Genomic DNA, 23,266 nt, shown 5'->3' on the forward strand with positions numbered 1-23,266 from the left:
AGAAAGGTATTGTCATGCTGTATTGGTTGACCGCCCTGTCGGACGGAGGGGATTTCTGGAACCTCTTCCGCTATATCACCTTCCGCGCGGGCGGTGCCTTTATGACGGCGCTGATCTTTGGGTTTCTGTTCGGAAAACCCCTGATCAATGTTCTGCGCAAGCGACAGGGCAAAGGTCAACCGATCCGCGATGACGGCCCCGAGGGACATTTTTCCAAGGCAGGCACGCCCACCATGGGTGGGTTGCTGATTGTAGGTGCCCTTGTGACGTCGACCCTGATCTGGGCACGGTGGGACAATCCCTATGTCTGGATGGTGTTGTTTGTGACTTTGGCCTATGCGGCCATCGGGTTCGCGGATGACTACGCCAAGGTGTCGAAGCAGAACACCAAGGGTGTTTCGGGCAAGATGCGTCTGGCGCTGGGCATTATCATTGCGGTTCTGGCCTCGCTCTGGGCATCTTTGCACCATCCCGAGGCGTTGCAGAACCAACTGGCGGTGCCAGTTTTCAAGGACACTCTGGTCAATCTTGGCCTGTTCTATATTCCGTTCGCGGTCGTTGTGATCGTTGGTGCTGCCAATGCAGTAAACCTGACAGACGGCCTGGATGGGCTGGCCATCATGCCCGCAATGATTGCCGCCACGACCCTTGGAATCATTGCCTATGCGGTCGGACGTGTGGACTTTACCGAGTATCTGGACGTGCACTACGTGCCCGGAACCGGTGAGATATTGATCTTTACGGCTGCTTTGTTCGGCGGCGGTTTGGGCTTTTTGTGGTACAACGCACCACCCGCGGCGGTCTTCATGGGTGACACCGGTTCATTGGCTCTAGGTGGTGCACTGGGTGCGATTGCCGTCGCCACCAAGCACGAGCTTGTTCTGGCCGTGGTTGGCGGTCTGTTCGTGGTCGAGGCGTTGAGCGTCATCATTCAGGTCCTCTACTTCAAACGCACCGGCAAGCGGGTTTTCCTCATGGCCCCAATCCATCACCACTATGAGAAAAAAGGCTGGGCTGAACCGACCATCGTCATCCGTTTCTGGATCATCTCGCTGATCCTGGCGATGATCGGACTGGCAACGCTGAAGGTACGGTGAGCAAACGTCGCATTGTGCTGTCAGGCTGTTCAGGAGGCGGTAAATCCACCCTCCTGCAAGAGATGGCGCGGCGCGGCTATGCGACTGTCATAGAATCCGGCCGCCGAGTCGTAATCGCGGAACAGCAGGTCGGTGGAACCGCCTTGCCCTGGTCAAATACCGAAGCGTTTTGCCGGAAAGTCATCGAGACGGCTTTCAACGACATGACCCAAGCCCCGGACGGTTTGGTTCTATTCGACCGATCGGCACTGGACGCCTTGATCTGGTTTGAGCGTACTGACACTGATCTGGACAAAGCCTTGAAAGATCGGATTGTCCGGCTTGACTATGACCGTCAGATTTTTCTGTTCCCGCCATGGCCTGAAATCTATGTGAAAGACAGTCAGCGTAAGCACGATCTGTTTGACGCTCTTGCGGAATATGAGGGTTTGTGCGACCGCTTGCCCAAACTTGGTTTCAAGACCACCCTTGTTCCAAAGCGGCCTGTCGAAGAACGGGCGGATTGGCTTGAGGCACAGCTAGACGAAGGAAATAAGACATGATCCCGGTCAAAGGCTTTTCAGGGCAGAAAGTTGCAGTTCTGGGGCTGGGCCGGTCGGGCTTGGCGACAGCACGCGCCTTGCGTGCTGGCAAGGCTGAGCCTGTGTGCTGGGACGACAACCCGGCAGCTCGTGAAACTGCCGAAGGCGAAGGGTTCACTTGCGCCGATCTGCATAAACACGGCGCGTTTGACGGCATTGCGTCGCTGATCGTCTCACCGGGGATTCCGCATCTTTATCCTGAACCGAACCCTGTGGTGGCCGCAGCTCTGGACGCTGGTGTGCCGGTGGACAACGATATCGGCCTGTTCTTCCGTTCCTTCGCGGGGTCGGAATGGAACAACTACGACACGCCGCCGCGCGTGATTGCGGTGACGGGATCGAACGGGAAATCCACCACAGCGGCGTTGATCCACCACATTCTGACCGAAGCCGGGCGCGAGGCGCAATTGGCAGGCAATATCGGGCGCGGGGTTCTGGATATCGATCCGGGTGGTGACGGTTCGGTCGTGGTGCTGGAACTCAGCAGCTATCAGACCGAGTTGGCCCGTGCGTTGACTCCCGACGTTGCTGTGTTCACCAACCTTTCGCCCGATCATCTGGACCGCCACGGCGGCATGGGCGGCTATTTCGCGGCCAAACGACGCCTGTTTGCCGAAGGCGGGCCAGACCGCGCAATCATTGGCATTGATGAGATCGAAGGTGCGTTTCTGGCCGGGCAACTGGCCGAAGGGCCAACGGATGACCGGGTGATCCGTATCTCGGTTGCGCGCAAACTGACAGGTCCGGGGTGGCAGGTGTTTGCTCGCAAAGGTTTCTTGTCGGAATACCGCAAGGGGCGTCAGGCAGGTTCCATCGACCTGCGCGCGATCAAAGGTCTGCCCGGTGCGCATAACCATCAAAACGCCTGCGCGGCCTACGCCGCCTGCCGGTCGCTGGGACTTGCCCCGCGCGTGATCGAGGATGCGCTGCAGTCCTATCCGGGCCTGCCGCACCGCAGCCAGATCATTGCCGAAGCGGGTGGGGTTACTTACGTCAACGATTCGAAGGCGACCAATATCGACAGTGCCTTGAAGGCGTTGAGCGCGTTCAAGAATATCCGCTGGATTTGCGGTGGACTTGAGAAAGAGGGCGGTATCGCAGCTCTGAACACGGCAGCGGATCAGGTGCGCAAAGCTTACGTGATCGGTCGCGAAGCGGCTGGTTTTGCGATGCAACTGGAAGCGGACGCCCTGGTTTGTACCACGATGGAGGCCGCCGTAGCGCAAGCTATCGAAGACGCGGAAGAGGGTGACACGGTGTTGTTGGCACCGGCGGCTGCCAGTTTCGATCAATATGACAATTTCGAGCGACGCGGCGATGACTTTACCGAACAAGTGCGTAAGCGGCTGACGTAAGGCGACGCTCTGCCGGTTGATCTGGACTTTTCCCAATCAGATTGACACTTTGTGGGAAGTAAGGTTGCGTCACCTTCAGTTCACAAAGAGGTAGAGGATATGTCTGCACGCAAAATTTTCTTCGCCCTTCCTGTCGTTGCGCTGGCCGGAGCCTGCGCCAATAGCGGGGCGAACTATGTCCCGATCATCGACGGGGCGGTAGGGCCTAATTATCAGTCCGATCTGGCCAATTGTCAGGCGCTGGCGCGATCTCAGCCGACGCTCGACAGCAACACTGCAGGCGCCGCTGCCATCGGCGCGGCCGGTGCTGCGGCAACCACTGCAATCATTGACAACAGCGCCAGTGATCTGGGTCGGGCAGCAGCAGCCGGTGCGCTGATCGGTGCTGGTGCAAGCGCGATCAACAACACTCAGAATCAGGAAGTGATCGTGCGAAACTGTATGCGCGGGCGCGGGTATAACGTCGTCGGTTAATCCTTGGCGGCAATGGCAACACCAGCGGCATGGCCTGACGACCATGCCCACTGGAAATTGTAGCCACCCAACCAGCCGGTGACATCCACCGCTTCGCCAATCGCGTAGAGGCCAGGGACATCCTTGGCCTCCATGGTTTTAGAAGACAAATCGTCGGTGTCGATCCCGCCCAGCGTGACTTCGGCTGTGCGATACCCTTCGGTTCCCGATGGCACCAGCAACCACTCGGATAAGGCTGTGGTCAGCTCAGAAAGTTTCGCATCTGACTGATCCGCAAGGTTCCCGGACATCGGAATGACCTTGCTCAGATAGTCTACCAACCGGGCCGGCAGATGGCGCGCCAGTTCGGTTGTTAAAGCCTTTCGCCCACCGCTCTGACGCTGTGTCCGCAACAGATCGAACAGCGGCAAATCGGGGATAAGGTTTACCCGGATCGCCTCTCCCTCGGACCAGTAGGATGATAACTGCAACACCGACGGCCCGCTAATCCCGCGATGCGTGAACAGCAGCGCCTCGTCAAAGCTGGTGCGGTCGTTCGACAGCCGAGCGGGCAGGGAAACACCGGACAAGTCCTTGAATCGACCATCCGAGAAGGTGAACGGTACCAGCGCGGCGCGCGTGTCGGTCACGCGCAAGCCGAATTGCCCGGCGATGTCATAGGCCAATCCGGTCGCACCCATTTTCGGGATCGACTTGCCGCCGGTGGCCAGCACCAGTTTGGCGCAGGTCAGGTGCTGACGCTGCCCGTCGTGTTCGACCTCCAGTGCAAACCCGCTTTCGGTCTTGCGCAGATCGCGCAGAGACGTTTGCACCCACAGCTCTGCTCCTGCATCGCGCATCTCGTCCAGCAGCATCTGTATGATCTGTTTCGATGACCCATCACAAAACAGCTGCCCCAGTGTTTTCTCGTGCCACGCGATGCCGTGCCGACCGACCAAATCGATGAAATCCCACTGGGTATAGCGCGCCAGTGCGGATTTGCAGAAATGCGGGTTCTGCGACAGAAAGTTACCCGGTCCTGCATACATGTTGGTGAAGTTGCAGCGCCCGCCGCCCGAAATGCGGATCTTTTCGCCCGCTGCCTTGGCGTGATCGATCACCAATACGCGCCCGCCGCAATGGGCTGCGCACATCATACCGGCCGCACCGGCCCCAAGGATGATCGTATCGAAGGTCATGGGCGGGGGATGGCGTTGTTTGGATAGGATAGCAAGTGGCGGAACAATCAATCGCTAAATTATTCTTAAGCTCCATCGTCTTTCCACTCTTGCCTGTGCGTGCCAACAGCTCATCAAATCGTGTTCCTTCTGGTTCTCTATTTCACGATTGGGCGCAGCCCAGGACCACGGAACCATTATTTGCTGCACAGATTTTCAAAGCTGCTCTTCATCCTACTAGCCCAAACGCCAAAATCCCTGTAGACTCTCAAACAGATCCCGAAAACGGGACGTGAACGAGGCAGAGAGTGGCGGTATCTCATGACTGAGATGGTGTATGGCGCGGTCCAGGACCAGCGCGGAGAACCGATTCTACCGAAGTGGTGGCGTACAATTGATCGCTGGACGATGTCCTGCGTTCTGATCCTTTTTACCATTGGGTTGCTGCTGGGCTTGGCCTCATCGCCGCCGCTGGCCGGACGCAACGGGTTCGATCCTTTCCATTATGTCGAACGTCAGGCCATCTTCGGCGGATTGGCGCTGATTGCGATGCTGCTGACATCGATGATGTCACCGACCTTGGTGCGGCGTCTGGCCGTTCTTGGGTTTTTGGTGTCATTTGTGGCGCTGGTTTTTCTGCCGGTCTTCGGAACCGATTTTGGCAAAGGTGCTGTCCGCTGGTATTCGTTGGGCTTTGCCTCTCTGCAACCGTCCGAATTCTTGAAGCCCGGTTTCATTGTCGTGGCCGCATGGTTGCTGGCGGCCTCGCAAGAGATCAATGGCCCTCCGGGGCGTATCTGGTCCTTTGCGCTGTGCATGTCGATCGTAGGGATGTTGGTGATGCAGCCCGATTTCGGTCAGGCCTGCCTGATCCTGTTCGGCTGGGGCGTGATGTATTTCGTGGCCGGTGCCCCGATGCTTTTACTGGTCGGAATGGCTGGCGCGGTGGTGTTGGCAGGTATGTTTGCCTATTCAAATTCCGAACACTTTGCCCGCCGCATCGATGGCTTTCTGAACCAAGAGGTCGATCCGACCACCCAGCTGGGCTATGCCACCAACGCCATTCGCGAAGGCGGGTTGTTCGGCGTTGGTGTCGGGGAAGGGCAGGTGAAATGGTCGCTTCCCGATGCCCATACCGATTTCATCATTGCTGTCGCGGCTGAGGAATACGGCCTGATCCTGGTGCTGATCATCATCGCGCTCTATGCGTTGATTGTCGTGCGCTCGTTGCTGCGGCTGATGCGCGAGCGGGACATGTTCATACGTCTGGCAGGAACCGGATTGGCCTGCATGTTTGGCGTTCAGGCGATGATCAACATGGGCGTCGCCGTGCGCCTGTTGCCCGCCAAGGGCATGACGTTGCCTTTCGTCAGCTATGGCGGGTCGTCCCTTATCGCGGGCGGTATTGCCATCGGCATGTTGCTGGCCTTTACCCGAACCCGTCCACAGGGCGAGCTTGGCGATATTCTGCGCGGAAGAGGATAATGGGGAACCCTTACCTGTTGATTGCGGCTGGCGGAACCGGGGGCCACATGTTCCCCGCTCAGGCCCTGGCCGAGGCATTGCTGCACAAGGGCTGGCGCGTGCGCCTGTCCACCGATGCACGCGGTGCGCGCTATACCGGCGCCTTCCCGGATGCGACCGAGATTACCGAGGTGTCCTCGGCCACCTTTGCGCGCGGCGGTTTAGCAGCCAAGGCGCTGGTCGGCCCCAAGATCGTGGGCGGCGTGACCAGCATGGCGTTCCAGATGATGCGTGATAAGCCCGACGTGGTTGTCGGGTTTGGTGGCTATCCGTCGATCCCGGCGCTGGGCGCGGCAACGCTGCTGAAAATCCCGCGCATGATCCATGAACAGAACGGTGTGTTGGGCCGTGTGAACAAGCTGTTCGCCACTCGCGTTGCACAGGTTGCATGCGGTGTCTGGCCAACCGATCTTCCCCAGGGCGCACAGGGCGTCCACACCGGCAATCCGGTACGCGCCGCCGTTCTGGACCGCGCCGCCGCGGGATACATTCCACCCGGCGATTATCCTATGTCGATTTTGGTCATGGGCGGCTCACAAGGCGCGCGTATCCTGAGCGATGTGGTGCCCGAGGCCCTTGCCGCCTTGCCTGAAAACATCCGTAACCACATCCGCGTTTCACATCAGGCCCGGGATGAGGACAGCGCGCGTGTGACAGCGTTCTACAATGATTATGGCATCCGCGCCGAAGTTCAGACCTTTTTTGCAGACGTGCCCCGTCGCATGTCGGACGCCCAATTGGTCATTTCGCGTTCGGGTGCATCCAGCGTGGCCGATATCTCGGTTATTGGGCGACCCTCGATCCTGGTCCCGTTTGCCGCCGCTGCCGGAGACCACCAAACCGCCAATGCGCGTGGATTGGTGCAGGCGGGCGGTGCGATCATGATCCCCGAAAATGCGCTTGACGTTCGCGCCTTGACGCAGCAAATCACCACGGTTCTGACCAACCCCGAAGCCGCACAGAAAATGGCCCATGCCGCCCTTTCGACCGGTGCCCCCGACGCGACCGAGCGTCTGGTGCACCTTGTCGAACAACTGGCGCAGAAGGAGACCGCATGAATCCTGCAACCAAACTGCCGCAAGACGTAGGACCGATCCACTTTGTAGGGATCGGAGGGATCGGGATGTCCGGGATCGCCGAGGTGCTTTTAAATCTCGGGTATCGGGTGCAGGGCTCGGACCTGAAGGCATCGAAGATCACTGATCGGCTGGCGGGTTTGGGGGCTGAAATCTTCGTCGAGCAGCGGGCTGAAAACCTTGAAAACGCTGCGGTTGTGGTTGTTTCGACTGCAATTAAACCCGGCAATCCGGAATTGGATGAGGCACGCGCAAAAGGGCTGCCCGTTGTCCGACGTGCTGACATGCTGGCCGAGTTGATGCGCCTGCGCTCGAACATCGCGATTGCGGGCACACATGGCAAGACCACCACGACCACGATGATGGCTGAGCTAATGGTGGCGGGTGATTTCGACCCGACCGTGATCAATGGCGGCATCATCCACGCCTATGGTTCGAATGCGCGCATGGGGCAGGGCGAATGGATGGTGGTTGAGGCGGATGAATCCGATGGCTCGTTCAATCGTCTGCCCGCGACCATCGCCATCGTTACCAATATCGACCCCGAGCATATGGAGCATTGGGGGGATTTCGACAAATTGCGTGATGGCTTTCACGAATTCGTCTCGAACCTGCCTTTCTATGGTCTGGCCGTTTGCTGCACGGATCATGCCGAGGTGCAGGCTTTGGTCGGGCGCATCACGGATCGCCGTGTGCGCACCTATGGCTTCAATGCTCAGGCAGACGTGCGGGCCGAGAATCTGACCTACAAAAGCGGCGTTGCGCATTTCGACATTCACCTGCAATACGAAGACAAAGTGATCGAAGGTTGCACCCTGCCGATGCCTGGCGACCATAACGTCTCGAACGCATTGTCCGCTGTGGCTGTTGCCCGCCATCTGGGTATGAAAGCGACTGAGATTCGCGACGCGCTTGCCAATTTTGGCGGCGTCAACCGCCGCTTCACCAAGGTCGGAGAAGTCGACGGTGTCACCATAATCGACGATTACGGCCATCACCCGGTCGAAATCGCTGCTGTCCTCAAGGCTGCGCGCCAAGCGACTGAAGGCCGCGTCATCGCTGTACACCAACCTCACCGCTACTCACGTCTGTCCAACCTGTTCGACGACTTCTGCACCTGCTTCAACGATGCGGATGTCGTGGCCATCGCCGAGGTTTTTGCCGCCGGTGAAGATCCGATTGAAGGGGCCAGCCGCGATGATCTGGTGCAGGGGCTGATCCGCCACGGCCACCGCCATGCCCGCGCGCTTTTTGACGAAAACGATTTGGAACGTCTGGTGCGCGAGCAGGCCCGCCCCGGCGACATGGTCGTCTGCCTTGGGGCAGGGACAATCAGTGCCTGGGCTAACGGGCTTCCAGAGCGGTTGCAGAGGAAACAAGCTGTTTGACATCTCAGCGTGTTAATGCGCAACCATAAGGTGTGTTGACGTAGTTGTTTCTATCGCCTGCCCTCGGAGGGGGAAATGGATTATTCCGTGATCATGGCTGCCTTATGGGTGATCTGCGCCACCGTTGTGGCGATGCTGCCGATGCGCCTGCAATTTCCGCCGGGGATCCTTTTGCTGATCTGTGCGCCGGGTTTGATCATATGGTTGGGCTATGTTCATGGTTGGGTTTGGTCGGTTTTGGCGTTGGGTGGGTTCGCTTCAATGTTTCGTAATCCGATCCGGTATTACTGGCGCAAATGGGTGCGTGGTGAGGTGATGGAATGAGTCTTTCTCTTGCCCTCGCGGCCCTCTGGGGGCTTACCGCCAATATTCTGGCAATGCTGCCCAGCAAGGACAACCATTGGACCCGCGCCTATTATCTAATCGCAGTGGGCATCCCCATTTTGGGTTTTGTCACATATGAAAACGGCCCCTGGATCGGGTTGCTTGTTCTTGTTGCAGGCATGTCGATGCTGCGCTGGCCGGTGATTTACCTCACCCGTTGGACAAAGGCGAAAATGCAGGGCATGAAGGCGGCCAACAAGTAACGGCCATTTTCAGGAGGCCCCATGGTCGACATCGCCACTTTTGCCTACTTACCGCTTATCTCGCTGGTCCTGGGCGCGGTTGCCGGATTCGTTGCCGGGCTCTGGATTGGGATTAAAGGGTTGCTCTGGCTCATCGGTCTGACTTCAGCTGTTGCGTTGGTCCTGATCGTGATGTTGGCAGGCGTCGGAACAGGTGAAGAAGAACAGGCATTCGGCCCGTTCATCTGGCTGACCGGCTCGGTTCTGCCCTTCCTTTTTGCTGTTATCGTAGGGGGTGTCGGCGGGCGTGGGCTGGCGGCAAAGTCGAACGCATGAGTGGTCTGCCCGAAGTTCGGGGCCGTCTGACCCCGGCACGCCCGCTGAACGACCTGACCTGGCTGCGTGTCGGCGGTCCGGCGGACCACCTGTTTCAACCCGCCGACCTCGAAGACCTGCAAGCGTTTTTGCGCGATCTTCCGTCAGATGTGCCAGTCTTCCCAATGGGAGTCGGTTCGAACTTGATCGTGCGGGATGGTGGCTTGCGCGCGGTGGTGATCCGTTTGGGGCGGGGGTTCAACGGTATCGAAGTCGCCGGCACCACTGTGATCGCCGGGGCTGCAGCGCTGGATGCTCATGTAGCACGAAAGGCGGCGGATGCTGGGGTTGACCTGACGTTTTTGCGAACCATTCCTGGTTCAATCGGCGGGGCTGTGCGGATGAACGCAGGGTGCTATGGCAGTTATACGGCGGATGTTTTGCGCAAAGCCACAATCGTCACGCGGCAAGGCCAGGTGCAGCACCTGACACCCGAAGACTTGAACTTTCGCTATCGTCAGTCCGATTTGCCCGAAGGCGCAGTTCTGGTTTCGGCGACGTTCCAAGGGCCTTCTGGCGACCCCGCAGAGCTTCACGCCCGCATGGAAGCGCAGCTTAAGAAGCGCGATGAAACTCAGCCGACCAAAGATCGCAGCGCCGGGTCGACTTTCCGCAACCCGGCAGGGTTTTCTTCGACAGGGCAGGCGGATGATGTGCATGACCTCAAGGCGTGGAAAGTGATCGATGACGCCGGAATGCGTGGCGCGACGCTGGGGGGTGCACAGATGAGCCCCAAGCACTCGAATTTCCTGATCAATACCGGTGCGGCCACCGCTGCTGACCTTGAAGGGTTGGGCGAAGAGGTGCGAAAAAAGGTTTACGAAACAAGCGGCATCACGTTAGAGTGGGAAATCATGCGGGTCGGTGATCCGCTGAAAGAATAAAGCCCCAACCGTCAGACCAATAACAGGCTAATTCAGGCGACGGATCAAAGGCATAAACGCAGTACGGACCACCACATAAGGTCCGGGGACATTGAGGCGCACGTTGGGAATGTCGAGCAGGACAAACCCCAAAGTGGCGGTATTGATGGGTGGACCCTCGGCGGAACGCGAGGTGTCTCTCAGCTCTGGGCGCGAATGCGCAGCCGCCCTTGTGGGAGAAGGCTTTGAAGTGGTCGAACTGGACGCAGGTCCCGACCTTTATGCGCGCCTTTTGGATGTTAAGCCGGATGTGGTTTTCAACGCCCTGCATGGCCGCTGGGGTGAAGATGGCTGTGTGCAGGGCCTGCTGGAATGGATGCGGATTCCGTACACGCATTCCGGCGTTCTGGCCTCGGCCCTTGCGATGGACAAACAACGCAGCAAAGAGATTTACCAGTCCGAAGGCCTGCCTGTTGTGCCCAGCGTGATCGCACCCAAGGTCGAGGTGATTGAGGTTCACGTGATGGAGCCGCCTTACGTTGCCAAGCCCAACAACGAAGGCTCCAGTGTTGGTATCTATATCGTCCATGAAGACGCAAATGGTCCGCCGCAGCTGGACGAGGCGATGCCCGACCATGTGATGATCGAGAAATATGTGCCAGGGCGCGAGTTGACGGTAACGGTGATGGGCGACCGCGCCCTGACTGTGACCGAGATCATGACCGACGATGGCTGGTACGACTATGACGCCAAGTACAAGCCGGGCGGATCGTGGCACGTGCTACCTGCTGACATCCCGCAGGACATCTTTGACCGCTGCATGGATCACGCTCTGCGCGCGCATGATGTTTTGGGTTGCAAGGGCGTCAGCCGTACGGATTTTCGCTGGGATGATAGCAAGGGACCGGACGGGCTGTTTCTGTTGGAAACCAACACCCAGCCTGGCATGACGCCAACCTCGCTGGCCCCCGAACAGGCCGCCCATCTAGGCATGACATTCGGCCAGCTTTGTGCCTGGATGGTGGAGGACGCCTCATGCGACCGTTGACCGCCAGCCGTTCGCTGGAAATCCATCGCAGTAAACCCCTTGCGGGGCCTGATGCTGATTTCGCATCGGCTGACACCGAAACACATGAAGCAGAGCCGCTTTTGCGGCTGCGTGGGGCGCGGGTGTTTTCCCGCACCGCGCGCCGCAGCGATCCTGCACCGTCGCGCCTGAGCTACCGACTTCAGCGCTGGATGCTTACGCCGGGCATTCGCATGGGCGTCAAGGTAGGTCTGCCAATCTGCGCCGCGGCAGCAGCTGTTGGGCTTTACTTCGCCTCGGAAGATCGGCGCGAGGCTGTCACTGCCTTTGTCGCTGACATTCGAACTTCTATTCAGGAACGCCCCGAGTTCATGGTCAACCTGATGGCCATTGATGGAGCGGGCACCAGTTTGTCCGAGGATATTCGCGAGGTCGCACCTTTGGATTTCCCGATCAGTTCCTGGGATCTGGATGTCGAACACATGCGCGACACGATTACCGGATTGGACCCGGTGAAATCCGCAACCGTGCGTATCCGACCGGGCGGCATTTTGCAGGTGGATGTGGTCGAACGACAACCCGTGATCGTTTGGCGCACCCGTGATGGGCTGGAGCTGCTTGATGAGACCGGCGCTCATGTCAAGGAAACGCCATCGCGCAAGGACCATATCGGTCTTCCGCTGATCGCGGGCAAGGGCGCTGATGTCCATGTGGCGGAAGCGCTTGAGCTTTTCCAAACCTCGCGCAGTCTGGGCAATCGCGTGCGCGGGCTTGTGCGCGTGGGCGAGCGGCGCTGGGATCTGGTTCTGGACCGCGGCCAGCGCATCATGCTGCCGACCGACCGGCCGGTGCGTGCGCTGGAACGCGTGCTGGCTGTCAACGAAGTGCAGGACCTTCTGGAGCGCGACGTGGCTGTGGTCGATATGCGCCTTGGCCAGCGTCCGACCATACGAATGAGCAAAGCCGCCAGTGAAGACTGGTGGAATACAAAAGTGAACGTGAGTAACGGGCAGTAACGACCATGATGACCGATCTTTATCAGTCCCAACGCGCCATGCGTCAGATGCGGCGGCAGGCATTGCAACGCGGTGTCATCGCAATTCTGGATGTAGGCAGCTCCAAGATTGCTTGCCTTGTTTTGCGTTTTGATGGCACGGGTCGGCTGAGTGAAGACAACACTATCGGCTCGATGGCCGGTCAAACCGGGTTCCGCGTCATTGGCGCGGCGACCACGCGCTCTCGCGGTGTGCAATTCGGTGAAGTCACCGCCATGCAGGAAACTGAACGCGCCATCCGTACCGCACTGCAGGCAGCGCAGAAGATGGCGGATATTCGTGTCGATCACGTCATTGCGTGTTTCTCGGGGGCCAACCCACGGTCTTACGGGTTGGACGCGCAGGTAGACCTTGACGGTCAGCTTGTGACCGAAGCCGAGGTCGGCCGCGTTTTGAATGCCTGTGACGTGCCCGATTACGGCGAAGGGCGCGAGGTGCTGCACGCGCAACCGGTGAACTTTGCGCTGGACAACCGTTCGGGCCTGATTGATCCGCGTGGGCAACTGGGCCAGAGCCTTGCGGTCGATATGCATATGCTGACCGTCGACGCGATGGCGATCCAGAACATTGTGCGTTGTATCAAGCGCTGTGATTTGGAGCTGGCGGGTATTGCCAACTCAGCCTATGTCTCGGGCATCTCGGCATTGGTTGAGGATGAGCAGGAACTGGGCGCGGCTTGTATCGACATGGGCGGTGGTACAACCAGCGTGTCGATCTTCATGAAGAAGCACATGATCTACGCGGATTGCGTCCGTATGGGTGGAGATCATGTAACCAGCGATATCTCGATGGGTCTGGGCGTTCCAGCAGCCGTGGCTGAACGGATCAAGACCTTTAATGGGGGCGTGCATGCAACCGGGGCCGATGACCGTGATATGATTGATATCGGTGGCGATACGGGCGACTGGGAACATGACCGTCGCACTGTCAGCCGGGCCGAACTGATCGGTATCATGCGCCCGCGCGTCGAAGAGATTCTGGAAGAGGTCCGCGTTCGTCTAGACGCCGCCGGGTTCGATCATATGCCAAGCCAACAGATTGTTCTGACCGGGGGCGGTAGCCAGATCATGGGGCTGGACGGGCTTGCCACCCGCATTCTTGGGCAGCGCGTGCGCCTGGGACGGCCTTTGCGTGTGCATGGCTTGCCGCAATCAGCGACAGGCCCTGCTTTCTCTTCTGCTGTGGGTCTCAGCCTGTTTGCGGCCCATCCTCAGGATGAGTGGTGGGATTTCGAGATCCCTGTCGACACCTATGCCGCGCGCCCGTTCAAACGCGCAGTGCGGTGGTTCCGTGACAACTGGTAAGCACTTGCGAAGGGCCGCGCTGTGCGCTGCCCTGCTGCCCGGTGGGGTCATGGCCCAAAACATCATCACACCGGACGCGTTTCTGGACGCTGCAGTCGGCAAAACGCTTACATTCTACGAGATTCGCAGCGGTGATCTTGTCGGGACCGAGCAATTTCTGAACCGCCGCGTCTCGGTCTGGCGTGAAGAAGGGCAGGGCTGTGTCTATGGACAGATTACCACGCCACACGGTCAAATCTGTTTTCTCTATGACAACGACCCGGATGGGATTCCTGTGTGTTGGTGGCCCTTTTTGCACGAAGGTCGCCTGATGGTCAGGCTCGCCTCGTTCGCTGACGGAGAAATCCAAGAGGTGGGCAGCATCACGGAAAGCAGCCTGAACTGTCCAAATGCCCCGACCAGTTGAAAAATCCGGTTGCGGTGCGCTGATTTATCCCTCAAGATATCCACAGGGCCCGTCAGAGGTCTCGCGGCAGGACCTGAGCAGTTTTCCGCAGTGTAATTGACGGCTAGTCAGAGCGTGAAGGGGGAATAAACCTTCGCGGCCTGCTGGGTGTCTTGTGATGGTCGCCAACGTTTTCGCTATATCTGGCACAGCCTGCGAAATGCCGCCGGTTGATGCCTTATTTCCTCCATATTTTGTGGCAAAACGCGATTTTTGACGTGACCTTTTCGCATCATCCGGCTAGAATCGACAAAGGATAGGTAAGAAAAACACCGCTTTGGCGGGACATAAATACAGGCGGACAGAGCATGACATTGAATCTTTCGATGCCCGGGCACGACGAACTGAAGCCTCGGATTACAGTATTTGGCGTTGGCGGCGCAGGCGGGAACGCCGTAAATAACATGATTGAGAAACAGCTGGACGGTGTCGACTTTGTGGTAGCCAACACCGACGCGCAAGCGCTGCAGCAAAGCCAATCGTCGGCACGCGTACAATTGGGCGTAAAGGTCACCGAAGGTCTGGGGGCAGGGGCTCGACCGACTGTAGGGGCCGCAGCCGCCGAAGAAAGCATCGAACAAATCGTCGATCATCTGGCGGGCGCGCATATGTGCTTTATCACCGCCGGCATGGGCGGGGGCACTGGCACCGGCGCCGCACCGATCATCGCACAAGCCGCCCGAGAGCTGGGCGTGCTGACGGTGGGTGTTGTCACCAAACCCTTCCAGTTCGAAGGGGCGAAGCGGATGCGTCAGGCCGAAGACGGTGTTGAAGCGCTGCAGCAGGTTGTCGACACGCTGATCATTATCCCCAACCAGAACCTGTTTCGCCTGGCCAATGAGAAAACCACCTTTACCGAGGCTTTCTCGATGGCAGACGACGTACTGTATCAAGGTGTTAAGGGCGTGACGGACCTGATGGTTCGTCCCGGCCTAATCAACCTCGATTTTGCCGACGTTCGCGCCGTGATGGACGAAATGGGCAAGGCGATGATGGGAACCGGCGAGGCAACCGGCGAAGATCGTGCGGTTCAAGCGGCAGAAAAAGCCATTGCAAACCCGCTGCTGGACGAAATCAGCCTCAAAGGTGCAAAGGGCGTGCTGATCAACATTACCGGCAGCCACGACCTGACCCTCTTCGAACTGGACGAAGCGGCCAACCGCATTCGCGAAGAGGTGGACCCCGAAGCGAACATCATCGTCGGGTCGACTTTGGACACTGCGATGGAAGGTGGAATGCGCGTATCGGTTGTTGCCACCGGCATCGACGCCAGCGAAAAGTCCGCAGATGTCCCGGTTGCGCGCCGCTCTATGTCCGAGCCGCTGACCCGCACCGTTTCGGCGGAAGAGCACGTTCAGGAAGAAGCGCCTGTTGCAGCCGAAGTAGCGGACGCCGCACCTCAGATGGAAGAAACCCGCGAACCTTCGCTGTTCGAGGCCGCAGAAGAGCCTGCGCAACCTCAGTTCCAACCGCGTGACGAACGCGAGGAGGACGACTTGCCGCCGCCAGCCTACCAGCCGCGCGTCGCTGAGTTCGAGCCGCAGCCCGAACATGTCGAACCCGCACCCGAAAGCTTTGTCGCCCCGCGTGGCCATGCCGCTGGTACTCCGTCGCCCGAGGCGCTGCAGCGTCTACAGGCGGCTGTACAAAAGGTTCCATCCGCACCGCAGCGTCCGGCTGCACCGCGTCAGCCCGAGGCTGTTTCGCAGCCTGAAACTGAAGAACGCTCGCGTTTTGGCTTCAATCGCCTGATCGACCGAATGACTGGCCATGCCTCGGATACACCGGCGCAAGCAGCGCGTCAGCAGCCCGTTATGCGTCAGTCCGAAGCCACCGCACCGGCCCAGGATGAGGCCGACCCGGAACAGGATCGCATTGAAATTCCTGCCTTCCTGCGCCGTCAAGCCAACTGATCGCGGTAACAAAATCCACTCACAGGGCCGCTTCTTAGCGGCCCTTTATCGTTTAAAAATAGTGGTTTACGAATATGTAAGCAGGGTTTTGCCGATCTGTTACATACATGTTTCATTCGGTTGCAAAGAGTGAGTTGAGCCTTGACGCAGGCTTCCTTAACTGAGTGTCCAACACAGCCCTCGCAGGCTGGACACTGCTCACTGAGGCCCATTTTGCAACATACGCTCAAATCTCCGGTCACGTTCAAAGGCGTTGGACTGCATGGCGGCCAACCTGCAACCATGGTTCTCAAACCTGCTGCGGCGGGGCATGGAATTTGGTTCAAGCGGACGGATATTCATCTGGGCGATGCAATGATCCCTGCAATCTACCATGCAGTCGAGCGTTCCCCGCTTTGCACTCGCCTTGTGAATGACTCAGGCGTATCAGTCTCGACTATCGAACATATCATGGCCGCATTGGCCGGATGTGGTGTTCATAACGCGTTGATCGAGATTGACGGTCCCGAAGTGCCGATCATGGACGGGTCTTCGATCGACTTCGTGCGCGGCATAATGGCAAAAGGCGTGCGCCGTCAGGCCAGCCCGGTTCTGGCCTATGAGGTTCTAAAGCCCGTGACCGCGTCGCGCGAAGGCGCGGATGCCAGCATCGTACCTGCGGACGGCCTGATCATCGACTTCCATATCGATTTTGAAGACACCGCTATCGGAAGCCAGACAAAAACGCTGGATATGCGCAACGGTTCTTTTGCACGCGAGCTCAGCGATTGCCGTACATTCTGCCGCCGCACGGATGTCGAAGCCATGCGTGCCAACGGGCTGGCCTTGGGCGGTACGCTGGACAATGCCGTTGTAGTTCAGGGCGACGAAGTTCTGACCCCGGGTGGTTTCCGCCGCGCCGACGAAGCTGTGCGTCACAAGATGCTGGATGCTCTGGGCGATCTCTATCTGGCAGGTGGTCCGATTCTGGGCCACTTCACTGGTAACAAGTCAGGCCATTCTTTGACCAACACCTTGCTGCGCAACCTGTTCGAAACGCCGGGTGCGGTGCGTCCGGTGCTGTGTACACCGCAACAAGCCGCGCGTTTGCCAGGGCAGGGGTTGATCGTAAACGAAATTCCCGAAGTCGCCTAGGCTGATCAACTCTGACGACATTTGCGCCAGATGTTGCATAAGGCGTTTTGCACCGGAATTTTCTGTGCTAGACCATGGCTCAATTCGGGGCGATCCCCATTAAGTAAGACGACAAGGATGGGCGGTATGGTTGGCAGCAAAGCGGCAGTCAGATTCGCAGGCGCGATTCTTCTGACAGCAGTTTTGGCGGCGTGTGGTAACGGGGGCGGCCTTTTCGGCAACAGGGGCGCTGACCGGAGCCAGAACCTTGAAGGGTTCACGCCGGAACAGATCTACACCCGTGGTGAATATGAACTGTCGCAGAATCGCTCGGACGATGCCGCGTGGTATTTCTCGGAAGTCGAACGCCTGTATCCTTATTCCGATTGGGCCAAACGCGCGCTGATCATGCAGGCGTTTTCCTTCCATACGGATAAGAACTATGAAGAAAGCCGGGCCGCTGCGCAGCGATATATCGACTTCTACCCCACGGATGAAGATGCAGCCTACGCGCAATACCTGCTGGCGCTCAGCTATTATGACCAAATCGATGAGGTTGGCCGCGATCAGGGTTTGACGTTCCAGGCGCTGCAATCCTTGCGCACTGTGATCGAGGTTTATCCTGACAGCGAATACGCCACATCGGCCGTTCTGAAGTTTGACCTTGCCTTCGACCATCTGGCAGGCAAAGAAATGGAGATCGGACGCTATTACCTGCGTCAGGATCATTACATCGCGGCAATCAACCGATTCCGTGTGGTCGTTGAAGACTTCCAGACCACCTCTCACACTGCCGAAGCACTCTATCGTCTAGTCGAAGCCTACCTGTCCCTTGGTCTGTTGGACGAAGCGCAGACGGCTGGTGCCATTCTTGGATACAACTACCAGTCTTCGGAATGGTATGACGACGCATATAAGCTGCTGACGTCTCGCGGTCTCGATCTCAAGAGCCGTGGTAACAACTGGCTCAGCACGATCTATCGTCAAACCATCAAGGGTGAGTGGTTGTAATCGCCATGGCTTCTGGCGTGGGATGTTAAAGACCCGATGCTGCGCGCCCTAGATATCCGCGACATGCTGATCATTGAACGGTTGGAACTGACATTCCAGCCGGGCCTGAATGCATTGACGGGGGAAACCGGGGCGGGCAAGTCGATCCTTCTGGACTCGTTGGGTTTCGTGTTGGGCTGGCGCGGACGGGCCGAATTGGTGCGGCAGGGTGCGGCACAGGGCGAGGTCGTCGCCGAGTTTGAACTATCCGCCGACCATCCCGCTCATGCGATTCTGGCCGAAGCTGGTTTGCCGGGCGGCGAAGACCTGATCTTGCGCCGGGTAAACACTGCTGAAGGGCGCAAGACAGCTTGGGTCAATGATCGGCGATGTTCAGGCGAAGTACTGCGCGCATTGTCCGAAACCCTGATCGAATTGCACGGCCAGCATGACGATCGTGGGTTGCTGAATCCGCGCGGCCATCGGGCGATGCTGGACGACTTCGCAGGGGTTTCGGTTCAACTGGCCAAAGTGCGTGCGGCCTGGACCGAGATGTCACGCACACGCAAGGCACTAGCCGAAACCGAGGCCGCACTGGCCGCTGTCCGCAGCGAAGAAGAATTCCTCCGCCATGCCGTGGCCGAATTGGACCAGCTTGATCCGCAACCGGGCGAGGACGCCGAACTGGATGCCCGTCGACGGATGATGCAAGGGGCCGAGCGTATCCGTGATGATGTCGCCCGCGCCTTTGAATTGCTGTCCAGCGATGGGGCCGAAGGGGCGATGTCCGACGCTATCCGCTGGCTGGAGGGCGTTTCCGACAACGCGGGTGGTCAATTGGAGAATCCGATTGCGGCACTGGGGCGGGCAATGATCGAACTGGGCGAGGCTCAGGATGGTGTGAATGCCTGCCTTCAGGCGCTGGATTTCAACCCGGCGGAACTGGAGCGGGCTGAAGAACGCCTGTTCGCCATCCGCGCACAGGCGCGAAAGCATGATGTATCGCCGGATGATCTTGGAACATTTGCCGACACTTTGCGCGACCGGTTGAATCGGCTGGAGGCGGGTGACGCCGATCTGGCGGACAAACGTGTAGCCGTGAACGCGGCGCAGGACGCTTATGACACCGCCGCTGCCGAGCTGAGCGCAGCCCGCAAGGCGGCTGCCGGGCGGCTTGATGCTGCCGTCATGACTGAGCTGGCCCCGCTCAAGATGGAACGCGCCGTGTTCCAAACCGAGCTCACTTTGGCAGAGCCGGGCCCCGAAGGAACTGACGCAGTGGCGTTCACTGTGGCCACCAATCCCGGCGCTCCGGCCGGTCCTTTGAACAAGATTGCATCGGGCGGTGAACTCAGCCGCTTTTTGCTGGCGCTCAAGGTTTGTCTAACTGGCGATGACAGCGCGCGCACGATGATCTTTGACGAGATTGACAGGGGTGTTGGCGGCGCCACAGCCGATGCGGTCGGGCGCAGGCTGGCGTCCTTGGCGCAGGGCGGGCAGGTGCTGGTTGTCACCCATTCCCCCCAAGTCGCCGCCCGTGCCGCGCATCATTGGCGCGTGCAGAAACAGGTGACAGAGGGACAAACACTATCCACTGTTATTCCCTTGGCCGAACCGGACCGAGTGGATGAGATCGCGCGCATGGTGGCAGGCGATACAATCACCGAGGAAGCCCGCGCCGCTGCCCGGGCTTTGCTGCAGGCTTAACACGCCTATGGCGCGAAACGGTGCTCACACTGTCGCTATCTCACTTTTATATGGACGCTCCGTGGCTTACTAAGGGTTAAGAGATGATCCCCGAGGGCCAATGACCCAATCGACCCGCACCGTTCTGCGCAACCAGTTCAATCAGGCTCTGGCCGCGATCAAGGATGCGTGGCGGGTGATGCTGCGCCGGGGGCCAAGCCAGATCCAGTTTTGGTTCATCGCACTGGCCATCGGTATCGCGGCAGGGTTCATGGCGCTTGGCTTCCGTAAAGCCATCCGGGCTTTGCAGGCTTACCTCTATGACACCGATGACATTCTGCTGCTGCACAGTCATGCCGAGAAACTTCCGTGGTTCATGGTTCTGATTATTCCCATCATCGGTGGTCTGGTTGTGGGTGTCATCCTGAACCGGTTCACCAATGACGGGCGTGTAAGGTCGGTGGCCGATGTGATCGAAGGCTCTGCGGTCACCGACGGACGGGTCGAGGTCAAGGCGGGCATCGCCTCGTTCTTCGCGTCGCTGATCACGCTCAGCTCGGGCGGATCAACGGGTCGCGAAGGTCCGGTGGTGCATATGGCCGGGGTGATTTCCACGTGGGTCAGCAATCGCATCCACGCCGATGGGATCACGGGTCGCGACCTGTTGGGCTGTGCCGTTGCCGCCGCTGTTTCAGCCAGCTTTAACGCCCCCATCGCCGGTGCTTTGTTCGCGCTTGAGGTTGTGTTGCGCCATTTCGCCGTGCACGCGTTTGCTCCGATCGTCATCGCCTCGGTCGCGGGGACTGTGATCAACCGGTTGGAATATGGCGATGTTACAGAGTTCACTCTGGATACGCCGGGGTCGCTGCAATTTTATGTCGAGCTTCCGGCTTTCCTGATCCTGGGCCTTATCTGCGGCTTTGTCGCATTGTTGCTGATGCGGTCGATCTTTTTTGCCGAGGATATCGGCAGCCATATTCAGAACCGTCTTTCCATTCCCGGTTGGCTGCGCCCAGCAGTATCTGGTGCGATGCTGGGTCTTTTGGCGATTTGGTTTCCGCACATCATCGGCGTGGGGTACGAAACCACGATCCGCGCGCTGACTGGTGATTTGGTTCTGACCACCGCGATACTGTTCGCCGTCCTGAAAACGGTGGCCGTCGCGATCACGATGGGTGGTCGTATGGGTGGGGGCGTGTTCTCACCTTCGTTGATGATTGGGGCGCTGACCGGGCTGGCTTTTGGTCTGATTGCCACCGGGTTGCTGCCGGATGTGTCTGGTACACACACGCTTTATGCCTTTGCGGGAATGGGGGCCGTGGCCGCGGCGGTATTGGGCGCGCCGATCTCGACCACCTTGATCGTCTTTGAACTGACCGGGGACTGGCAGATTGGTCTTGCAGTTATGGTAACTGTGTCCATGTCCACGGCATTGGCCTCGCGTCTGGTGGACCGGTCTTTCTTCCTTACACAGTTAGAGCGCCGTGATGTCCACCTTGCCGCCGGACCGCAGGCGTATCTTTTGGCAATGTTACGCGCCGGGGTCGTGATGCGCCCCATAGGCGACCCGCGCTCGATCACCAAGGAAGAGGCCCAAGGGCTGATTGAACAAGGCTTGTGCGTTCAGGCAAGCGCAACGCTGGAAGCTGCAATGCCTTATTTCGACCGCGACGACATCCCCTGCATTCCAGTCATTGTTCTGGAAGACGATGGCACTGAAACACCCGTCGGGGCGCTGTATCACGTTGACGCGCTCAAGGCTTACAACAGAGCGCTTGCCGCCACGGCCGCCGAGGAGCACTCCTAGGCGTTACCCGCCATAAATACTGGCAGCATCGCCCAGGTAGTTGTCCCATGCAAACCAGTACGAGATATGGCCTGCAACACGAGACAGGCGCTTGCCATCTGGTCCGATCAACGCGTCTTCAGTCACGGTCCAGCTTTGTCCTGCGCTATCCTGCAAACCGCTTTGTGTAGCTTTGAATGAATGGCTTTTTCGCTCATAGGCGCGCACGCTGCGTTCCTTTGGATCTCCGATCAGAACCAGCGGCGTTTGGGCGATGGCGTCGTTGATCACCGGTTTGCTCTTGAACGCACTCAGCGGCCAGGCCCGCGCTGCCCCGAACTGACGGACGGCAAAAATGTAGTCCTTTTGCCGATGTCTGGACTGGTCCACCACAGCCGGGAACATCAACTCGCTTGAGGCGAAGTAGTCTCGATAGACAACGCCCGACCCATAGTTGCGCCGATGCCCGGTGTTCAGCGAAAGGACGCGCGTTTTAGGGTGCGAGGTCTTCCAGCTGTCCCACGTAGTGATCACAACCGGGCGCTGTTTCAATGTGATCCCGCTATTTACCAAGGAACCCACAACAGGTTTGCCGGTATATTGGTTCCACAGCGAATGTGTCTCGCGGTCAAACATCAGCTTGTTCGACCGATAGAGGAACCCTGACGAACCGAAAATGAACGGCTTTCGCCGTCCCGCCACTTGCGTTTCAAAAAGAATGCCGGACCCGCAGAGCGTGCAATATGCCAGCGCTACGGGTACGCCACCGATCACTTCGTTAAACATCTCGTGCCAGCCCATGATCCGCAACGGATATGCGCGTTCATCCCCGTTGATGGCCACGCCAAACACAAGATCGTCGCCTTTCAGATACCCGGCATTCGATGCCGAGATCAGGGTAGGGTTGTCCAAAGATGGTATGCCATCCTTATGCACCCCGCCCCATGCGATTTCTTCCAACCGGATCTTCATCCGGTCGCGTTGCAGGTATTCTGGCTGTAGGAACACATCGAAATTCGGATCGATCCGCAGCAGCACCTCGCGTTTGAATGGGATCAGCGAAGGGTGGGGGACAATCTGCGGGTTCCGTTCTTGCCACAGCATCCACTCGAACCAGTCATTCCCAAATCTCTGCCCGGTCAGGGCCTCCATCACCTCGATAATCTCGTCCCGTCGGCGATCTGCATAGCGCATCGCGGTCAACAACCCAGGAACAACGTCCAGTTGGCCGCGATCCCTGAGGTAAGCCATCTGCGCCTCAAACGCGGTGCGGCGCCCATCTAGCGTGCTGCGCAATGCCTCAAGCACAGGATCCTCTTGCGCCCACACTGCAATGGGGGCGAACGCACCAGCCCCGATCATCCCTGCAAAACTGCGACGTGAAATCGACATGAAAGCCTCCGGCGATATCCGGTGGCCAGTGTGCCCGTTCTGCAGCTCACATGCATTCCACAGATGTGTGAGGTGGATCCAGTTGCAAGCCTCCTGGCT

22 protein-coding genes are annotated in these 23,266 nt (G+C 58.7%); 20 read left to right on the plus strand and 2 right to left on the minus strand.

The window, feature by feature from the left end; all coding sequences use genetic code 11:
- Nucleotides 1-14: 14 nt before the first annotated feature.
- The 4 genes from mraY (at nucleotide 15) to I9187_RS14100 (ending at nucleotide 3,507) form a co-directional block, all read left to right on the plus strand.
- Nucleotides 15-1,097 carry a phospho-N-acetylmuramoyl-pentapeptide-transferase gene (gene mraY / locus I9187_RS14085; protein ID WP_171175328.1) on the plus strand — a complete coding sequence of 361 codons (1,083 nt, stop codon included), beginning with the start codon at nucleotides 15-17 and terminating at the stop codon, nucleotides 1,095-1,097.
- Nucleotides 1,094-1,639 (plus strand): AAA family ATPase, encoded by a 546-nt coding sequence (locus tag I9187_RS14090; protein WP_171175326.1) that lies wholly within the window; start codon nucleotides 1,094-1,096, stop codon nucleotides 1,637-1,639. The genes mraY and I9187_RS14090 overlap by 4 nt, the downstream gene beginning before the upstream one ends.
- Nucleotides 1,636-3,033 (plus strand): UDP-N-acetylmuramoyl-L-alanine--D-glutamate ligase, encoded by a 1,398-nt coding sequence (gene murD / locus I9187_RS14095; protein ID WP_171175324.1) that lies wholly within the window; start codon nucleotides 1,636-1,638, stop codon nucleotides 3,031-3,033. Before I9187_RS14090 ends, murD begins: the two co-directional genes overlap by 4 nt.
- A gap of 99 nt (nucleotides 3,034-3,132) precedes the next feature.
- The gene (locus I9187_RS14100; protein WP_171092324.1) at nucleotides 3,133-3,507 is read left to right on the plus strand and encodes a glycine zipper family protein; all 375 of its coding nucleotides are present in this window, start codon (nucleotides 3,133-3,135) and stop codon (nucleotides 3,505-3,507) included.
- On the opposite strand, the gene I9187_RS14105 is transcribed toward I9187_RS14100, so the two are convergent.
- Entirely contained in the window at nucleotides 3,504-4,685 is a 1,182-nt protein-coding gene (locus I9187_RS14105; RefSeq protein ID WP_171175322.1) for an NAD(P)/FAD-dependent oxidoreductase, read from the minus strand. The genes I9187_RS14100 and I9187_RS14105 overlap by 4 nt on opposite strands.
- A 300-nt stretch (nucleotides 4,686-4,985) precedes the next feature.
- On the opposite strand from I9187_RS14105, the gene ftsW reads away from it, so the two are divergent.
- From ftsW to I9187_RS14185, 16 genes are all read left to right on the plus strand, one after another.
- Nucleotides 4,986-6,149, plus strand: coding sequence for a putative lipid II flippase FtsW (ftsW, locus tag I9187_RS14110; RefSeq protein WP_171175320.1), 1,164 nt, complete (start codon nucleotides 4,986-4,988; stop codon nucleotides 6,147-6,149).
- On the plus strand, nucleotides 6,149-7,246 hold the full coding sequence (locus I9187_RS14115; RefSeq protein WP_171175318.1) for a UDP-N-acetylglucosamine--N-acetylmuramyl-(pentapeptide) pyrophosphoryl-undecaprenol N-acetylglucosamine transferase: 1,098 nt from the start codon (nucleotides 6,149-6,151) through the stop codon (nucleotides 7,244-7,246). The genes ftsW and I9187_RS14115 overlap by 1 nt, the downstream gene beginning before the upstream one ends.
- The gene (gene murC, locus I9187_RS14120; RefSeq protein ID WP_209509440.1) at nucleotides 7,243-8,652 is read left to right on the plus strand and encodes a UDP-N-acetylmuramate--L-alanine ligase; all 1,410 of its coding nucleotides are present in this window, start codon (nucleotides 7,243-7,245) and stop codon (nucleotides 8,650-8,652) included. The genes I9187_RS14115 and murC overlap by 4 nt, the downstream gene beginning before the upstream one ends.
- Nucleotides 8,653-8,727: 75 nt before the next feature.
- The gene (locus I9187_RS14125) at nucleotides 8,728-8,976 is read left to right on the plus strand and encodes a DUF2484 family protein (RefSeq protein ID WP_171175314.1); all 249 of its coding nucleotides are present in this window, start codon (nucleotides 8,728-8,730) and stop codon (nucleotides 8,974-8,976) included.
- The gene (locus I9187_RS14130; protein WP_171175312.1) at nucleotides 8,973-9,239 is read left to right on the plus strand and encodes a DUF2484 family protein; all 267 of its coding nucleotides are present in this window, start codon (nucleotides 8,973-8,975) and stop codon (nucleotides 9,237-9,239) included. Before I9187_RS14125 ends, I9187_RS14130 begins: the two co-directional genes overlap by 4 nt.
- A gap of 21 nt (nucleotides 9,240-9,260) precedes the next feature.
- Nucleotides 9,261-9,554: a hypothetical protein gene (locus I9187_RS14135; RefSeq protein WP_209509439.1), complete on the plus strand. Its 294-nt coding sequence runs from the start codon at nucleotides 9,261-9,263 to the stop codon at nucleotides 9,552-9,554.
- Nucleotides 9,551-10,477, plus strand: a complete 927-nt coding sequence (gene murB / locus I9187_RS14140; protein ID WP_171175303.1) for a UDP-N-acetylmuramate dehydrogenase — start codon at nucleotides 9,551-9,553, stop codon at nucleotides 10,475-10,477. The genes I9187_RS14135 and murB overlap by 4 nt, the downstream gene beginning before the upstream one ends.
- 109 nt (nucleotides 10,478-10,586) lie before the next feature.
- Nucleotides 10,587-11,504, plus strand: coding sequence for a D-alanine--D-alanine ligase (locus tag I9187_RS14145; RefSeq protein WP_209940223.1), 918 nt, complete (start codon nucleotides 10,587-10,589; stop codon nucleotides 11,502-11,504).
- Nucleotides 11,492-12,499 carry a cell division protein FtsQ/DivIB gene (locus I9187_RS14150; protein ID WP_171175299.1) on the plus strand — a complete coding sequence of 336 codons (1,008 nt, stop codon included), beginning with the start codon at nucleotides 11,492-11,494 and terminating at the stop codon, nucleotides 12,497-12,499. Before I9187_RS14145 ends, I9187_RS14150 begins: the two co-directional genes overlap by 13 nt.
- An 8-nt stretch (nucleotides 12,500-12,507) precedes the next feature.
- Entirely contained in the window at nucleotides 12,508-13,842 is a 1,335-nt protein-coding gene (ftsA, locus tag I9187_RS14155; protein WP_171176226.1) for a cell division protein FtsA, read from the plus strand.
- Nucleotides 13,829-14,248, plus strand: a complete 420-nt coding sequence (locus I9187_RS14160; protein ID WP_171175298.1) for a hypothetical protein — start codon at nucleotides 13,829-13,831, stop codon at nucleotides 14,246-14,248. The genes ftsA and I9187_RS14160 overlap by 14 nt, the downstream gene beginning before the upstream one ends.
- Before the next feature lie 347 nt (nucleotides 14,249-14,595).
- Nucleotides 14,596-16,200 carry a cell division protein FtsZ gene (ftsZ, locus tag I9187_RS14165; RefSeq protein ID WP_171175296.1) on the plus strand — a complete coding sequence of 535 codons (1,605 nt, stop codon included), beginning with the start codon at nucleotides 14,596-14,598 and terminating at the stop codon, nucleotides 16,198-16,200.
- 213 nt (nucleotides 16,201-16,413) lie between these two features.
- Nucleotides 16,414-17,334: a UDP-3-O-acyl-N-acetylglucosamine deacetylase gene (gene lpxC / locus I9187_RS14170; protein ID WP_171175294.1), complete on the plus strand. Its 921-nt coding sequence runs from the start codon at nucleotides 16,414-16,416 to the stop codon at nucleotides 17,332-17,334.
- 126 nt (nucleotides 17,335-17,460) lie between these two features.
- Complete coding sequence (locus tag I9187_RS14175) at nucleotides 17,461-18,324, plus strand: outer membrane protein assembly factor BamD (protein WP_171175292.1); 864 nt, start codon at nucleotides 17,461-17,463, stop codon at nucleotides 18,322-18,324.
- Nucleotides 18,325-18,360: 36 nt separating this feature from the next.
- Entirely contained in the window at nucleotides 18,361-20,010 is a 1,650-nt protein-coding gene (gene recN, locus I9187_RS14180; RefSeq protein ID WP_171175290.1) for a DNA repair protein RecN, read from the plus strand.
- Nucleotides 20,011-20,110: 100 nt separating this feature from the next.
- Nucleotides 20,111-21,796, plus strand: coding sequence for a chloride channel protein (locus tag I9187_RS14185; protein WP_171175288.1), 1,686 nt, complete (start codon nucleotides 20,111-20,113; stop codon nucleotides 21,794-21,796).
- Between the two features lie 3 nt (nucleotides 21,797-21,799).
- On the opposite strand, the gene I9187_RS14190 is transcribed toward I9187_RS14185, so the two are convergent.
- Nucleotides 21,800-23,167, minus strand: coding sequence for a DUF3179 domain-containing protein (locus I9187_RS14190; protein WP_171727828.1), 1,368 nt, complete (start codon nucleotides 23,165-23,167; stop codon nucleotides 21,800-21,802).
- Between the last annotated feature and the right edge of the window lie 99 nt (nucleotides 23,168-23,266).

It is taken from the genome of Ruegeria sp. HKCCE4148, from assembly GCF_017872495.1.
In the GTDB taxonomy this organism is placed as follows: Bacteria; Pseudomonadota; Alphaproteobacteria; order Rhodobacterales; family Rhodobacteraceae; genus Ruegeria.

Coding starts and splice junctions, on each gene's coding strand:
- mraY (WP_171175328.1), top strand. CDS start 15: ATGCTGTATTGGTTGACCGCCCTGTCGGACGGAGGGGATTTCTGGAAC.
- murD (WP_171175324.1), top strand. CDS start 1,636: ATGATCCCGGTCAAAGGCTTTTCAGGGCAGAAAGTTGCAGTTCTGGGG.
- I9187_RS14100 (WP_171092324.1), top strand. CDS start 3,133: ATGTCTGCACGCAAAATTTTCTTCGCCCTTCCTGTCGTTGCGCTGGCC.
- I9187_RS14105 (WP_171175322.1), bottom strand. CDS start 4,685: ATGACCTTCGATACGATCATCCTTGGGGCCGGTGCGGCCGGTATGATG.
- ftsW (WP_171175320.1), top strand. CDS start 4,986: ATGACTGAGATGGTGTATGGCGCGGTCCAGGACCAGCGCGGAGAACCG.
- I9187_RS14115 (WP_171175318.1), top strand. CDS start 6,149: ATGGGGAACCCTTACCTGTTGATTGCGGCTGGCGGAACCGGGGGCCAC.
- murC (WP_209509440.1), top strand. CDS start 7,243: ATGAATCCTGCAACCAAACTGCCGCAAGACGTAGGACCGATCCACTTT.
- I9187_RS14125 (WP_171175314.1), top strand. CDS start 8,728: ATGGATTATTCCGTGATCATGGCTGCCTTATGGGTGATCTGCGCCACC.
- I9187_RS14130 (WP_171175312.1), top strand. CDS start 8,973: ATGAGTCTTTCTCTTGCCCTCGCGGCCCTCTGGGGGCTTACCGCCAAT.
- I9187_RS14135 (WP_209509439.1), top strand. CDS start 9,261: ATGGTCGACATCGCCACTTTTGCCTACTTACCGCTTATCTCGCTGGTC.
- murB (WP_171175303.1), top strand. CDS start 9,551: ATGAGTGGTCTGCCCGAAGTTCGGGGCCGTCTGACCCCGGCACGCCCG.
- I9187_RS14145 (WP_209940223.1), top strand. CDS start 10,587: ATGTCGAGCAGGACAAACCCCAAAGTGGCGGTATTGATGGGTGGACCC.
- I9187_RS14150 (WP_171175299.1), top strand. CDS start 11,492: ATGCGACCGTTGACCGCCAGCCGTTCGCTGGAAATCCATCGCAGTAAA.
- ftsA (WP_171176226.1), top strand. CDS start 12,508: ATGACCGATCTTTATCAGTCCCAACGCGCCATGCGTCAGATGCGGCGG.
- ftsZ (WP_171175296.1), top strand. CDS start 14,596: ATGACATTGAATCTTTCGATGCCCGGGCACGACGAACTGAAGCCTCGG.
- I9187_RS14175 (WP_171175292.1), top strand. CDS start 17,461: ATGGTTGGCAGCAAAGCGGCAGTCAGATTCGCAGGCGCGATTCTTCTG.
- recN (WP_171175290.1), top strand. CDS start 18,361: ATGCTGCGCGCCCTAGATATCCGCGACATGCTGATCATTGAACGGTTG.
- I9187_RS14185 (WP_171175288.1), top strand. CDS start 20,111: ATGACCCAATCGACCCGCACCGTTCTGCGCAACCAGTTCAATCAGGCT.
- I9187_RS14190 (WP_171727828.1), bottom strand. CDS start 23,167: ATGTCGATTTCACGTCGCAGTTTTGCAGGGATGATCGGGGCTGGTGCG.